The sequence below is a fragment of the Pseudomonas sp. GL_139_B genome (genome assembly GCF_057834475.1).
In genome coordinates, this window is sequence record NZ_CM174403.1 from 5,316,775 (window position 1) to 5,330,607 (window position 13,833).

Annotated in this window: 14 protein-coding genes, 1 tRNA gene and 1 pseudogene; 10 read left to right on the top strand and 6 right to left on the bottom strand. The window is 58.0% G+C overall.

The window, feature by feature from the left end:
• Nucleotides 1-5: 5 nt before the first annotated feature.
• Both AC3ISI_RS24275 and AC3ISI_RS24280 read left to right on the top strand, forming a co-directional pair.
• Nucleotides 6-752, top strand: a pseudogene (locus AC3ISI_RS24275) (SDR family NAD(P)-dependent oxidoreductase); the annotation flags it as partial.
• 129 nt (nucleotides 753-881) lie between these two features.
• The gene (locus AC3ISI_RS24280) at nucleotides 882-1,187 is read left to right on the top strand and encodes a YkgJ family cysteine cluster protein (RefSeq protein ID WP_007942663.1); all 306 of its coding nucleotides are present in this window, start codon (nucleotides 882-884) and stop codon (nucleotides 1,185-1,187) included.
• A gap of 122 nt (nucleotides 1,188-1,309) precedes the next feature.
• Here the strand turns inward: AC3ISI_RS24280 and AC3ISI_RS24285 are convergent, their stop codons facing one another.
• The 6 genes from AC3ISI_RS24285 to hemA form a co-directional block, all read right to left on the bottom strand.
• Complete coding sequence (locus tag AC3ISI_RS24285; RefSeq protein WP_489334148.1) at nucleotides 1,310-1,828, bottom strand: acyloxyacyl hydrolase; 519 nt, start codon at nucleotides 1,826-1,828, stop codon at nucleotides 1,310-1,312.
• A 114-nt stretch (nucleotides 1,829-1,942) separates the two neighbouring features.
• Nucleotides 1,943-2,734 (bottom strand): glutamate racemase, encoded by a 792-nt coding sequence (gene murI / locus AC3ISI_RS24290; RefSeq protein WP_489334149.1) that lies wholly within the window; start codon nucleotides 2,732-2,734, stop codon nucleotides 1,943-1,945.
• Entirely contained in the window at nucleotides 2,727-3,482 is a 756-nt protein-coding gene (locus tag AC3ISI_RS24295; protein WP_489334150.1) for a molybdopterin-synthase adenylyltransferase MoeB, read from the bottom strand. Before AC3ISI_RS24295 ends, murI begins: the two co-directional genes overlap by 8 nt.
• A complete protein-coding gene (prmC, locus tag AC3ISI_RS24300; protein WP_489334151.1) occupies nucleotides 3,476-4,306 on the bottom strand; it encodes a peptide chain release factor N(5)-glutamine methyltransferase in 831 nt (276 codons plus the stop codon). The genes AC3ISI_RS24295 and prmC overlap by 7 nt, the downstream gene beginning before the upstream one ends.
• Nucleotides 4,307-5,389: a peptide chain release factor 1 gene (gene prfA, locus AC3ISI_RS24305; RefSeq protein WP_489334152.1), complete on the bottom strand. Its 1,083-nt coding sequence runs from the start codon at nucleotides 5,387-5,389 to the stop codon at nucleotides 4,307-4,309.
• Complete coding sequence (gene hemA, locus AC3ISI_RS24310; RefSeq protein ID WP_489334153.1) at nucleotides 5,386-6,675, bottom strand: glutamyl-tRNA reductase; 1,290 nt, start codon at nucleotides 6,673-6,675, stop codon at nucleotides 5,386-5,388. The genes prfA and hemA overlap by 4 nt, the downstream gene beginning before the upstream one ends.
• 182 nt (nucleotides 6,676-6,857) lie before the next feature.
• On the opposite strand from hemA, the gene AC3ISI_RS24315 reads away from it, so the two are divergent.
• The 8 genes from AC3ISI_RS24315 to ychF all read left to right on the top strand — a co-directional run bounded on the left by AC3ISI_RS24315 (nucleotide 6,858) and on the right by ychF (nucleotide 13,775).
• Nucleotides 6,858-8,582 carry a tetratricopeptide repeat protein gene (locus tag AC3ISI_RS24315; protein WP_489334154.1) on the top strand — a complete coding sequence of 575 codons (1,725 nt, stop codon included), beginning with the start codon at nucleotides 6,858-6,860 and terminating at the stop codon, nucleotides 8,580-8,582.
• Between the two features lie 4 nt (nucleotides 8,583-8,586).
• Nucleotides 8,587-9,204: a lipoprotein insertase outer membrane protein LolB gene (gene lolB / locus AC3ISI_RS24320; protein WP_489334155.1), complete on the top strand. Its 618-nt coding sequence runs from the start codon at nucleotides 8,587-8,589 to the stop codon at nucleotides 9,202-9,204.
• A gap of 2 nt (nucleotides 9,205-9,206) precedes the next feature.
• Nucleotides 9,207-10,058 (top strand): 4-(cytidine 5'-diphospho)-2-C-methyl-D-erythritol kinase, encoded by an 852-nt coding sequence (ispE, locus tag AC3ISI_RS24325; protein WP_489334156.1) that lies wholly within the window; start codon nucleotides 9,207-9,209, stop codon nucleotides 10,056-10,058.
• Nucleotides 10,059-10,094: 36 nt separating this feature from the next.
• Nucleotides 10,095-10,169 (top strand) — tRNA-Gln (locus AC3ISI_RS24330).
• A 46-nt stretch (nucleotides 10,170-10,215) separates the two neighbouring features.
• Nucleotides 10,216-11,157 (top strand): ribose-phosphate pyrophosphokinase, encoded by a 942-nt coding sequence (locus tag AC3ISI_RS24335; protein WP_003208392.1) that lies wholly within the window; start codon nucleotides 10,216-10,218, stop codon nucleotides 11,155-11,157.
• Between the two features lie 141 nt (nucleotides 11,158-11,298).
• Nucleotides 11,299-11,898, top strand: coding sequence for a 50S ribosomal protein L25/general stress protein Ctc (locus AC3ISI_RS24340; RefSeq protein ID WP_489334157.1), 600 nt, complete (start codon nucleotides 11,299-11,301; stop codon nucleotides 11,896-11,898).
• 168 nt (nucleotides 11,899-12,066) lie between these two features.
• A complete protein-coding gene (gene pth / locus AC3ISI_RS24345) occupies nucleotides 12,067-12,651 on the top strand; it encodes an aminoacyl-tRNA hydrolase (protein ID WP_046030136.1) in 585 nt (194 codons plus the stop codon).
• A 23-nt stretch (nucleotides 12,652-12,674) separates the two neighbouring features.
• On the top strand, nucleotides 12,675-13,775 hold the full coding sequence (gene ychF, locus AC3ISI_RS24350) for a redox-regulated ATPase YchF (RefSeq protein ID WP_008011955.1): 1,101 nt from the start codon (nucleotides 12,675-12,677) through the stop codon (nucleotides 13,773-13,775).
• Nucleotides 13,776-13,833 lie beyond the last annotated feature (58 nt).

The window sequence follows — 13,833 nt, forward strand, 5'->3', positions numbered from 1 at the left end:
TGACCGGTGCCAGCAGCGGCATCGGCGCCTCGCTGGCCGAAGAAATACTGAAAACCGGCGCTCATGTGGCCGTCAGTTCACGCTCGGCAGCGGTGCTGAAAGTCTTGTCCCAGCGCTATCCCGGACAAGTGCTGGTCCTGCCTGGAGACCTGACCAACAGCCAGCGGGTGCGTGAAATCGGCGAGCAAATTGCGCAAGACTGGGGCTCGCTGGACACGGTAATTCTCAATGCCGGCACCTGCGAATATGTCGACGTTCAGCAGTTTGATTCGTCGATTGTCGAGCACGTGGTGCGTACCAACTTGCTCGCCAGCGCTTATTGCATCGAAGCCGCGATACCCCTGCTGCGCAAAGGCACCGCGCCACACATGGTGGGCGTCGCCAGCCCCGTGACGTACTTGCCGCTGCCGCGAGCGGAAGCCTATGGCGCGTCGAAAGTCGGGCTGCGTTACCTTTTCGAATCACTGCGCATGGACCTTGCGCCGGAAGGCATCGACGTCACCATGGTCAGCCCAGGCTTTGGCCAGACACCGCTGACGGCAAAGAGTGACTTCCCGGTACCGCTCGATTGTCCGGTAGGTAAATCGGCCCGGCACCTCTTCGCCAAACTCGAGAACCGGCCATTGGAGATCGCCTTTCCGGGCCTTTTCATGGCGGCGCTTTGGCCGCTGTCGAAATTACCCAACGCGGTGCAACTGGCCATTGGTAAACGCATGATGCGCAGCAACCCGCCGATTCAGGATCTGCTGTAAACATCGCCCTCATTGGCAGCTGTTTTCCGCACTTCACTTCATGGCCCAGCGACGCGCCTCAGATACCCAATACCGAGCGTCCGTCAGGCCTTTCACACAGCACCGGTCCACTGCCTTACACTGCGCGCCATGAAAACCATTCCCCACACGCAAATCGCCGAGCCGGCCGTCACGTGCTCAACCTGCGCGGCTTGCTGCTGTCAGCTCGAAGTGATGCTGATCACCGATACGGGCGTACCCGAACGTTTTATCGATACCGACGATTGGGGCGGGGAAGTCATGCTGCGTCTGGACGACGGCTGGTGCGCCGCGCTGGATCGCAATAGCATGATGTGCACGATCTACGAAAAGCGTCCGCTGATCTGCCGGGAATTTGAGATGGGCGCACCGGAGTGCATTGAAGAGCGCCAAGGGATCAGCACCGCGTATCGCTGAAAGACGGCCTGGTGAAGAACTAATGTGGGAGCGAGCCTGCTCGCGATAGCGGCCTGTCAGTCAATACACATGCGACTGATACACCGCTATCGCGAGCAGGCTCGCTCCCACATTGGGCATGTTTACAACGGGATGGTGTAGTGCAGCGAATAACTTTCTACGCCGTCGTTGTTACTACTCATACAGGCATTGGAATAGTGCGTCGCGCGAATCCCGACTTCATGTCCGCCGGCAAAACGCACACCAAAACCGATACGGTCTTCGAACTGGAAGGACTGGCCAATGTCGTTGTTTTCAAGTTCGGTATGGGAGAAAAACGCCACACCAATCCCCGCCTCGACATAAGGTTTGACGGACTGACCAGCAAATTCATAAACAAACACAGGTGAGAACGACACGCTGTTGTTGCCGGAAGTCTTGTCGCCATCCCAATAGGTATAGGCACCGCTCCAGTAGCCCGTCACACGCCCCACGTCACTTTGCCACCAGCTCTTGTCCCAATCGAATTGCATGCCCAGTCGATAAGTCATGGTTGAATCGGTGGTCTGGCCGATCCCGAACTCCACGCCTGTTGCCTGTGCGGTGAAACTTTGCCCCATTAAAGCGGCCGCAATCGCAGCCAAGCAGAATAGTCGCTTCACTAGAAACTTCCTTTTCCAAACGATTTCGTATGGTTTTTTGTTGCTTGACGCTATAGAAGTCGACGTTTGATCAAAAGTTCATCCCAATTGCTCTTTCGCCCCCCAACTCGCTACCTACCCGTCGAAGCTTCTCACAACACCCGAGGTATTCCACAGTATCGGCAAGATATTTCTGAAATGAACGGGATCGGCACTCGTCCAGAACTGAGCGGCACGAACAGGTCCATCGGCGAGCAATTCACGCTCGGCCAACAGGCGCTGAAGTTGCCGCGCAACAGCAGCCCCCGTGTCAATCAGGCTGATGTCATCGGGGATCATCTGCTTAAGCAAAGGCTTGAGGAAGGGATAATGCGTACAACCCAGAATCAGGGTGTCGCACCCGGCGCCCAGCAGCGGTTCGACGTACCTTGCCAGCAACTGGCGCAATGCCTCGCTGTGCAAATCGCCGTTTTCAATCAGTTCTACCAGGCCGGGACAGGGCTGAGTGATGACACGCACATCGGTGGCGAAACGGTCGAGCAAGGCGGCGAACTTGGCACTCTGCAAGGTGCCCGTGGTGGCGAGCACGCCGACCACACCACTGCGGGTCGCGGCGGCGGCGGGCTTGACCGCAGGCTCCATGCCGACGATGGGCCACTGGGGATAATCGCGCCGCAAGTCGGCAACGCCCGCGACGGTCGCGGTATTGCACGCCAACACCAAGGCCTTCGCACCCTGCTGCTGGAAAAATTCGGCCATGATGCTGCAGCGCTGGCGGATGAATTCCGGGGTTTTTTCGCCGTAGGGAATATTCCCACAGTCGGCGACATACAGCAGTGACTCGTTGGGCAGCAAACGCTGGATCTCGGCCAGCACCGAGAGCCCACCGACACCGGAGTCGAACACGCCAATCGGCGCTTCACGCATGTGTGGAGCCACAGACACTACAGCCCGGATCACGCTTGACCCGCAATTCGCGAAAGCGCGATCCCAGCGCATCGATCAACAACAGGCGTCCCACCAGTGGCTCGCCGAAACCGACCAACAGTTTCATAGCTTCCAGTGCCTGAAGACTCCCCACCAACCCCACCAACGGCCCGACAACACCGGCTTCGCTGCACGTTAATTCAGCTTCGCTGCCGTGCCCATATAAACAGTGGTAGCAAGGGCTTTCCGGCCGGCGCGGATCGAACACCGACAGTTGCCCTTCGAGGCGAATCGCCGCCCCACTGACCAGTGGTTTGCGGGCGGCGACACAGGCAGCATTGACCGCTTCGCGGGTGGAGAAGTTATCGGAACAATCGAGCACCAGATCCACCGCAGCCACGGCAGCAGCCAGGGAATCCTCGTCCAGGGCGGTGCGATGGGCGATCAGTTTTATCTCGGGATTGATCGCGCTCAGGCGTTTGATCGCCGAATCAACCTTGCTCAAGCCGACGCTATCGGTGTCGTGAACGATCTGACGCTGCAGGTTGGTCAGGTCGACCGTGTCGAAGTCGGCAAGGTGCAGCTCTCCCACGCCAGCAGCAGCCAGATAAAGCGCAACCGGTGAACCAAGACCACCGAGACCGACGATCAATACGCGGCTTTCTTTCAGGCGCAACTGGCCGTCGATGTCGACGTGCTGCAACAGAATCTGCCGACTGTAGCGCAATAACTCCTGATCATTCAGCACGGCAGGCGCCCCAGGCTGATACGTTCGTGACCACCCAGATCGGTACGGCTATGGACGTCTTCAAAGCCGTGAGTCAACAGCAAATCGCGCACCGCACGGGCTTGATCGTAGCCGTGTTCGAGCATCAGCCAGCCACCGGCTTCGAGGTGATCCGGTGCCTGGGCGACGATCAAGCGCAGATCGTCGAGCCCGTCGACACCGGCCACCAGGGCACTGGCCGGCTCGAATCGCACGTCGCCTTCCACCAGATGCGGGTCGGACGAAGGGATGTAAGGCGGATTGCTGATGATCAGTTGGAAACGCTGAGTTGCCAGGGCGCTGAACCAATGGCTGCTCAACACCGTGGCGTTATTGAGGTGCAGGCGCTGGCGGTTACGCTCGGCCAGGGCCACGGCTTCAAGCACGCGATCCACCGCCGTGACCTTCCAGGCCGGACGCTCGCTGGCCAGGGCCAGGGCGATGGCGCCGCTGCCGGTGCCGAGGTCGAGGACCTTGGCGGGTGTGGCCGGCAGCAGCTCAAGCGCGGCCTCCACCAGCAATTCTGTGTCCGGGCGCGGGATCAGCGTGTGCGGCGCCACTTCCAGATCCAGCTTCCAGAAGCCTTGCAGCCCCAGTATGTAAGCCACCGGCTCCCCGCCACGACGACGCTGCAAGTAACTGGCAAACGTCAGCGCCGCCTCACTGGGAACGATGCGCTCCGGCCAGGTGTGCAGAAAGCTGCGGGGCTTGCCCAATGCGGCAGCCAGCAGCAACTCGGCATCCAGACGCGCGGTGGGCGAGTCGGGCAAATCGGCGGCGCGCAACAAACTGGCAATGATCGTCATTTACTCACCTATCGCCGCCAATTGATCGGCCTGGTACTCGGCCAACAACGGCTCGATCACCGCATCTACACCGCCGGCGAGGATTTCGTCGAGCGAATACAGCGTCAGGTTAACCCGATGGTCGGTGACCCGACCCTGGGCAAAGTTGTAGGTACGGATCCGCTCCGAGCGATCACCGGACCCGACCAGCAACTTACGCTCGCTGGCGATGGCATTGGCCGCGGCGCTGGTTTGCTGATCATTGAGTTTGGCCGACAGCCAGGACATCGCCCGGGCGCGGTTCTTGTGCTGCGAGCGTTCTTCCTGGCACTCCACGACAATACCGGACGGCAAGTGCGTAATGCGGATCGCCGAGTCGGTCTTGTTGACGTGCTGACCACCGGCGCCGGAGGAGCGATAGGTATCGACCCGCAGATCCGCCGGGTTGATCTCGATCGCTTCCTGTTCGTCCGGCTCGGGCAACACCGCCACGGTGCAAGCCGAAGTGTGGATGCGCCCTTGAGACTCCGTGGCCGGAACCCGTTGCACACGGTGCGCGCCGGATTCGAACTTCAACTTGCCGTAAACATTCTCGCCTTCGACTCGGGCAATGACTTCTTTATAGCCGCCGTGTTCGCCTTCGTTTTCCGAGAGAATCTCTACCCGCCAGCCGCGACGCTCGGCGTAACGCGAATACATGCGGAACAGGTCGCCGGAGAAAATCGCCGCCTCGTCGCCGCCGGTGCCAGCACGGATTTCAAGGAATACGTTGCGTCCGTCGTTCGGGTCTTTGGGAAGCAGCATGCGTTGCAGGCTGGCTTCGAGTTCGATCAGTTGCTCCTTGGCTTCGCGGACTTCTTCCACGGCCATTTCGCGCATGTCCGGATCGCTGTCCTTGAGCAGTGCCTGGGCACCTTCAAGGTCGCCTTGCACTTTGAGCAACTGTTTATAGGTGCCGACAATCGGCTCGACTTCCGCGTATTCCTTGGAATAGGTGCGGAATTTGTTCTGATCGGAAATGACTTCGCCATCGCCAAGCAAGGCGGTCAATTCCTCGAAACGGTCCTGGAGGATGTCCAGCTTATTGAGCAGTGACGCTTTCATTGCGGTTTTTTATCCGAAAAGCTATCCGATGAGCCCTCATTCAGGGCAAAGAGTTCCTGGGCCATGGCCAGCGCATCGAGGCGGCCTTCGGCAGAGAGCTTCTTCAATTGCACACTGGGGGCATGCAACAGTTTGTTGGTCAAGCCGCGGGCCAATTGCACCAGCACCTCTTCGGCGCTGCTGCCATTGGCCAGCAGGCGTTGGGCCTTCTGTAATTCTTCGTCACGCATGCGCTCGCTTTGTTGACGGTAAGCCTTGAGCACATCCACCGCCGCCAGTTCGCGCAGGCGGACCATGAAATCTTCGGCGCCGACCGAGACCATCTCTTCCGCCGCCTGGGCTGCACCCTGACGGCTCTTGAGGTTCTCGGCGACCACTTCGTGGAGATCGTCGACGCTATACAGGTAAACGTCGTCCAGTTCACCGACTTCCGGCTCGATATCGCGCGGAACGGCGATGTCCACCATGAAGATCGGCTTGTGCTTGCGCAGCTTCAGGGCGCTTTCCACCGCACCTTTGCCAAGAATCGGCAACTGGCTGGCGGTGGAGCTGATGACGATGTCGCTGCGCACAAGCTCAGCCGGGATGTCCGAGAGCAGCACGGCGTGGGCGCCAAACTGCTCGGCCAGAATACTCGCGCGTTCCAGGGTGCGATTGGCAACGACGATGCGTTTTACGCCCAATTCGTGCAGATGGCGGGCGACCAGGGTGATGGTTTCGCCAGCGCCTATCAGCAAGGCCTGGCTGCGTTGCAAGTCACTGAAAATCTGTTTGGCCAGGCTGACGGCGGCAAACGCCACAGACACCGGGTTTTCCCCAATGGCGGTGTCGGTGCGTACTTGCTTGGCCGCGTTGAATGTGGCCTGAAACAACCTCCCCAGCAATGGACCGATGGTGCCGGCCTCGCGGGCGACGGCGTAGGCCGACTTCATCTGACCGAGAATCTGGGGCTCACCCAATACCAGCGAGTCGAGCCCGGAGGCGACGCGCATCATGTGACGAACTGCCGCATCATCTTCATGCACATAACTGCTCGCACGCAGCTCTTCGAGGCTCAAATGGTGATAGTCGGCCAGCCAGCGCAGCACAATGTCAGCCGAAAGGTGATCCTGTTCTATATAGAGTTCACTGCGATTGCAGGTGGAGAGGATCGCAGCTTCGCGGCTGTCGGTGAGGCGGCAGAGCTGCTGCAAGGCCTCCACCAGCTGCTCAGGGGTAAAGGCCACGCGCTCGCGGACGTCTACTGACGCAGTCTTGTGGTTGATACCGAGTGCAAGGAAGGCCATTCAAGGTCGCTGATGGTGACGTGAAGCCGGCAATTGTCCTACTTCGCCACAGACAGAACAACTACCGCTGACTATTGTCCCAATGTCCCGCCTCTATAAAGGCTTCGATTGAGACTCGGTTATGTTTGGCCGAAGGCTTGTGTCATGATGATCCGACCGCAGGTTAGTCGTCCTTTTCCTATATGAATAGATCTTCCGCGTTGCTCCTCGCTTTTGTCTTCCTCAGCGGCTGCCAGGCCTTGGCACCCGCGTCGCCGGACGGCACGTCGCCGGTTGAAGACAGCAGTCCGGCCCCTGAAAAGCCCAAGGTTTACAGCTCATTCAGTGAAGAAACCGTCTTCAGCCTGTTGAGTGCCGAACTGGCTGGCCAACGCAATCGTTACGACCTTGCCTTGGACAACTACGTGACCCAGGCCATCAAAACACAGGATCCGGGCATCTCCGAGCGAGCGTTTCGCATTGCCGAGTACCTGGGTGCCGATCAGGCCGCCCTGGACACCGCGCTGATCTGGGCAAAAAACGCCCCAAACGACCTTGAAGCGCAGCGTGCGGCCGCCGTGCAACTGGCCCGCGCCGGTCGTTACGACGACTCCATGGTCTATATGGAGAAAGTCCTGCAAGGCAAAGGTGACACGCATTTCGACTTTCTTGCGCTTGCCGCCGCCGATACTGACCAGGAAACGCGCAACGGCTTGATGAAAAGTTTCGACAGCTTGTTGCAGCGCCACCCGAACAACAGCCAGTTGATTTTCGGCAAGGCCTTGCTGATGCAACAGGATGGTGATGCCAAGGGCGCACTGGTCCTGCTGGAAAACAATCCGCCGGACGAAGGCGAAATCGCCCCGATTCTGTTGCGCGCGCGCCTGTTGCAAGTGCTCAACCGTGGCGAAGAAGCCTTGCCATTGCTGCAAAAAAGCATCAAGAAATACCCGGACGACAAGCGCCTGCGCCTGACTTATGCGCGCATGCTGGTTGAACAGAACCGCATGGATGACGCCAAAGCCGAGTTTGCCAGCCTGTCCCAGCAATACCCGGAAGACGACGAGTTGCGTTACTCCCTGGCACTGGTCTGTCTGGAAGCCAAGGACTGGGACCAGGCGAAGGGCTTGCTTGAAGAGCTGATCGCCCGCGATAGCCATGTCGACTCCGCCCACCTGAACCTTGGCCGTATCGCCGAAGAACGCAACGACCCTCAAGGCGCACTGATCGAATACGGCAAAGTCGGACCGGGTAACGACTACCTGCCCGCACAATTGCGTCAGACCGATATTCTGATGAATAACGGCAGGACCGCCGAAGCGCAACGCCGCCTGGCGACCGAGCGCGACGAGCAGCCGGATTACGCAATTCAGTTGTATTTGATCGAGGTCGAAACCCTGTCCGCCAATAACCAGGGGGACATGGGCTGGGCCGTCTTGCAGAAAGCTTTGCAGCAGCACCCTGACGATTTGAATCTGCTGTACACCCGCGCCATGCAGGCTGAAAAACGCAATGACCTGGCGCAGATGGAAAAAGACCTGCGCCTGATCATCAAGCGCGACCCGGACAATGCCATGGCATTGAACGCCCTCGGCTACACCCTGTCTGATCGCACCACACGCTACGCCGAAGCCAAGGCCCTGATCGAACAAGCGCATCAGATCAGTCCGGAAGACCCGGCGGTGCTCGACAGCCTCGGCTGGGTCAATTACCGCCTGGGCAATCTCGATGACGCCGAGCGCTATTTGCGCCAGGCGCTGGATCGCTTCCCCGATCAGGAAGTAGCGGCCCACCTGGGTGAAGTCCTGTGGGCCAATGGCAAACAGCGGGAAGCCAAACAAATCTGGGGCAAGTTCCTCAAAGAACAACCCGACAGCCCTACCCTGCGCAGCACCATCAAGCGCCTGACCGGATCAGAGACTCTTTAAGATTATGTTTTTGCGCCACCTCATCGTTTTCAGTTTTATCGCCCTGCTTGCCGGTTGCGCAGGTTTCGGTGCCCGCGAGTCGGTCGAAGGCCACGGCAACCCGGCCCAATGGCGCGAACACAAACAGCAACTGACCAGCCTCGACGGTTGGCAAATCAACGGCAAGATAGGCATCCGCGCCCCCAAAGACTCAGGCAGCGGCACCCTGTTTTGGCTGCAGCGCCAGGATTACTACGACATCCGCCTTTCCGGCCCACTGGGTCGCGGCGCCGCGCGCCTGACCGGCCGACCTGGCAAGGTCTCGCTGGAAGTCGCCAATCAGGGGCGCTATGACGCACCGAACCCGGAAGTTCTGTTGGAAGAACAGCTGGGCTGGAAATTACCGGTATCGAATCTGGCCTGGTGGGTCCGCGGGCTCCCGGCGCCCGACAGCAAAAGCAAATTGACGCTGGATACCGACAGCCGCTTGGCGAGCCTCGAACAGGATGGCTGGCAGGTCGAATACTCCTCTTACACACAACAAAACGGTTTCTGGCTGCCCGAAAAAATCAAACTGCACGGCACCGACCTTGATGTCACGCTGGTGATCAAGGAATGGCAACCACGCAAGCTGGGGTCGTGAACATGAAGACTCCACGCTTGACGCTGCCCTCCCCGGCCAAACTCAATCTGATGCTGCACATCCTCGGTCGCCGTGAAGACGGTTATCACGAGCTGCAAACGATTTTTCAGTTCCTCGATTACGGCGATGAGATCACCTTTGCCGTTCGCGACGACAGCGTGATCCGTTTGCACACCGATTTCGATGGCGTTCCCCACGACAGCAATTTGATCATCAAGGCCGCGAAGCTACTTCAAGAGCAATCCGATTGCGCGCTCGGCATGGATATCTGGATCGAGAAAGTTCTGCCCATGGGGGGCGGAATTGGCGGTGGCAGTTCCAATGCCGCGACGACATTGCTGGGTCTGAATCATCTCTGGCAATTGGGCTGGGACGAGGATCGACTGGCTGCGCTGGGCCTTGAACTGGGCGCTGACGTCCCGGTTTTCGTGCGTGGACATGCGGCTTTTGCCGAAGGCGTAGGGGAGAAACTGACCCCTGTAGACCCCGAAGAACCGTGGTATGTCGTGCTGGTACCGCAAGTATCTGTAAGTACAGCAGAAATTTTTTCCGATCCGCTGTTGACACGTAACTCTCCGCCCATTAAAGTGCGCCCCGTTCCCAAGGGAAACAGTCGTAATGACTGCTTACCGGTGGTAACAAGGCGTTATCCAGAGGTACGTAACGCTTTGAATTTGCTAGGTAAATTTACCGAAGCAAAACTCACCGGAACTGGAAGTTGTGTGTTTGGGGGCTTCCCAAGCAAAGCTGAAGCTGATAAAGTCTCGGCCCTTCTTACAGAGACCCTTACAGGGTTTGTAGCAAAGGGAAGCAACGTTTCGATGTTGCATCGCAAGCTGCAAAGTCTGCTCTAAAGGAATCGATTACTGGGTAATCGTTGCAACAGATACAGGGGCGTCGCCAAGCGGTAAGGCAGCAGGTTTTGATCCTGCCATGCGTTGGTTCGAATCCAGCCGCCCCTGCCATTTTCCTATACTCATCCAGGTTACCCTCAGCCTTCAGGTACTGCGCGTGTCCAAGATGATGGTCTTTACGGGGAACGCTAACCCCGATCTGGCTCGACGTGTCGTACGTCAGCTGCATATCCCTCTCGGTGACATCTCTGTCGGCAAGTTTTCCGACGGCGAAATTACAGCCGAGATCAATGAAAACGTCCGCGGTAAAGATGTCTTCATTATTCAGCCGACTTGCGCTCCGACCAACGATAACCTGATGGAACTGGTAGTGATGGCTGATGCCTTCCGCCGTTCCTCGGCTACTCGTATCACTGCTGTTATTCCTTACTTTGGTTATGCCCGTCAGGATCGCCGTCCGCGTTCCGCACGTGTAGCTATCAGCGCGAAAGTCGTTGCTGACATGCTTACCGTAGTCGGCATCGACCGTGTTCTCACGGTTGATCTGCATGCTGACCAAATCCAGGGTTTCTTCGATATTCCGGTAGATAACATCTACGGCTCCCCGGTATTGGTGGATGACATTGAAGATCAGCGCTTCGAAAACCTGATGATCGTGTCCCCGGACATTGGTGGCGTCGTGCGTGCACGAGCTGTTGCCAAATCCTTGGGCGTGGATCTCGGGATCATCGACAAACGCCGTGAGAAAGCCAATCACTCTGAAGTGATGCATATCATCGGTGATGTCGAAGGGCGTACCTGTATTCTGGTCGATGACATGGTCGATACCGCCGGCACTCTGTGCCACGCGGCAAAGGCCTTGAAAGAGCATGGCGCTGCCAAGGTTTTCGCCTACTGCACACACCCTGTGCTGTCCGGTCGGGCGATCGAAAACATCGAAAATTCCATGCTGGACGAACTGGTGGTGACTAACACCATCCCGTTGTCCGCTGCTGCACAAGCCTGCTCGCGTATCCGTCAACTGGATATCGCGCCGGTAGTTGCCGAGGCGGTCCGCCGCATCAGCAATGAAGAATCGATCAGCGCGATGTTTCGTTAAGGGCCCTGCCCTTCTCATTCATCACGTTGACGAAAAGCGCCCCGCCCCGGCATTCCTGTCGGGGCGGGGCTTTTTTGCCCATATCGCCTTTAGCGCTGGTCGCAAACGCTGGGGCGAATGTGGTTATTTTGGAGATACAACATGAACGATTTTACTCTGAATGCTGAAGTGCGTTCCGACCTGGGGAAAGGTGCGAGCCGCCGCCTGCGTCGTCTCGCAAGCCTGGTACCAGCTGTAGTTTACGGTGGCGAAAAAGCCCCTGAATCCATCAGCATGCTGGCTAAAGAAGTTGCCAAACTGCTCGAAAACGAAGCGGCTTACAGCCACATCATCGAGCTGAACGTTGGCGGCACCAAGCAAAACGTAATCATCAAGGCTCTGCAACGTCACCCGGCCAAAGGCCACGTGCTGCATGCTGACTTCGTACGCGTTGTTGCTGGTCAGAAACTGTCCGCTCACGTTCCTGTGCACTTCATCAACGAAGCTGCTGCAGTGAAAAAAGGCGGCGAGATTTCGCACGTTGTTGCTGAAATCGAAGTGTCCTGCCTGCCAAAAGACCTGCCTGAATTCATCGAAGTTGACCTGGCTAACGCCGAAGTCGGCTCGATCATTCACCTGTCCGACATCAGCGCTCCTAAAGGCGTTGAATTTGTTGCTCTGGCTCACGGTAACGACCTGGCTGTTGCCAACGTTCACGCTCCACGTGTTGCTCCAGAAGCTGCAGAAGGCGCTGCAGAGTAATTTCACTCTGTACGCCGGAGTGATTGAAACATCGCGGACTGGAACGTAGCGAGAAAGCGGGCGAGAACGCGGAGTTTACATAATGGTAAATGAGCAATTTTCGTCCACTTTCGCCGCACACACTGATTGCGGCGATGTTATCCACCACTCCAAGGAAGGGCCCCTATCGTGACTGCCATTAAACTGATCGTTGGTCTGGGAAATCCAGGTGCCGAATACGAACAGACCCGGCATAACGCAGGGGCCCTTTTTGTTGAGCGTATCGCGAACGCACAAGGCGTTAACCTTGTCGCTGATCGCAAATATTTTGGCCTGACCGGGCGCTATTCGCATCAGGGTCAGGATGTTCGTCTGTTGATTCCCACCACGTACATGAACCGTAGCGGCCAGGCCGTAGCAGCTCTGGCGGGTTTCTTCCGCATCAAGCCTGAAGAAATCCTCGTGGCGCACGACGAACTCGATCTGCCTCCGGGCGTTGCCAAGCTCAAGCAGGGCGGCGGTCATGGCGGTCACAACGGGTTGCGCGACATCATTGCGCAACTGGGCAATCAGAATACCTTTCACCGCCTGCGGCTTGGCATTGGCCACCCGGGCGTTGCCAGTATGGTTTCAAATTTCGTCCTGGGTCGTGCGCCACGCGCCGAACAGGAAAAACTCGATGCCAGCATCGACTTTGCCCTCGGCGTGCTGCCGGATATCCTCGCCGGTGAATGGAACCGCGCGATGAAAAACCTGCACAGCCAGAAGGCCTGACTCTACTCCTAGGGGAAAACACCATGGGATTCAATTGCGGCATCGTCGGCCTGCCTAACGTCGGCAAGTCCACCCTGTTCAACGCCCTGACCAAATCCGGGATCGCGGCCGAGAACTTCCCCTTCTGCACCATCGAGCCGAACACCGGTATCGTGCCGATGCCGGATCCACGCCTGGAAGCCTTGGCGGCCATCGTCAATCCAAAGCGCATCCTGCCGACCACCATGGAATTCGTCGACATCGCAGGCCTCGTTGCCGGCGCTTCGAAAGGTGAAGGCCTGGGCAACAAGTTCCTCGCCAACATCCGTGAAACCGATGCCATCGCCCACGTGGTCCGCTGCTTTGAAGACGAGAACGTGATTCACGTCTCCAACAGCGTCGACCCGAAACGCGACATCGAGATCATCGACCTGGAACTGATCTTCGCCGACCTCGACAGCTGCGAAAAGCAACTGCAGAAAGTCGCCCGTAACGCCAAGGGTGGCGACAAGGACGCCGTGGTCCAGAAAGGCCTGCTGGAGCAACTGATCGCTCACTTCACCCTCGGCAAGCCTGCGCGCACCCTGATGAAGAACATGGGCGCCGACGACAAGGCCGTGATTCGTGGCTTCCACCTGCTGACCACCAAGCCGGTCATGTACATCGCCAACGTCGCTGAAGACGGTTTCGAAAACAACCCGCTGCTGGACATCGTCAAAGCCATCGCTGAAGAAGAAGGCGCCATGGTGGTTCCGGTCTGCAACAAGATCGAAGCTGAAATCGCCGAGCTGGAAGACGGCGAAGAGAAAGACATGTTCCTCGAAGCCCTGGGCCTCGAAGAACCTGGCTTGAACCGCGTGATCCGCGCTGGCTACGAGATGCTGCACCTGCAGACCTACTTCACCGCCGGTGTCGAAGAAGTCCGCGCCTGGACCGTCCGCGTCGGTGCCACCGCACCACAAGCCGCTGGCGTGATCCACACCGACTTCGAAAAAGGCTTCATCCGCGCCGAAGTCATCGCCTACGACGACTTCATCCAGTACAAGGGCGAAGCCGGCACCAAAGAAGCTGGCAAATGGCGTCTGGAAGGCAAGGATTACATCGTTAAAGACGGCGATGTGATGCACTTCCGTTTCAACGTCTAAGTTTTTTAGAACGAAGCACCCGCCCAAGAAAAAGCCGCGTTTGATACGCGGCTTTTTT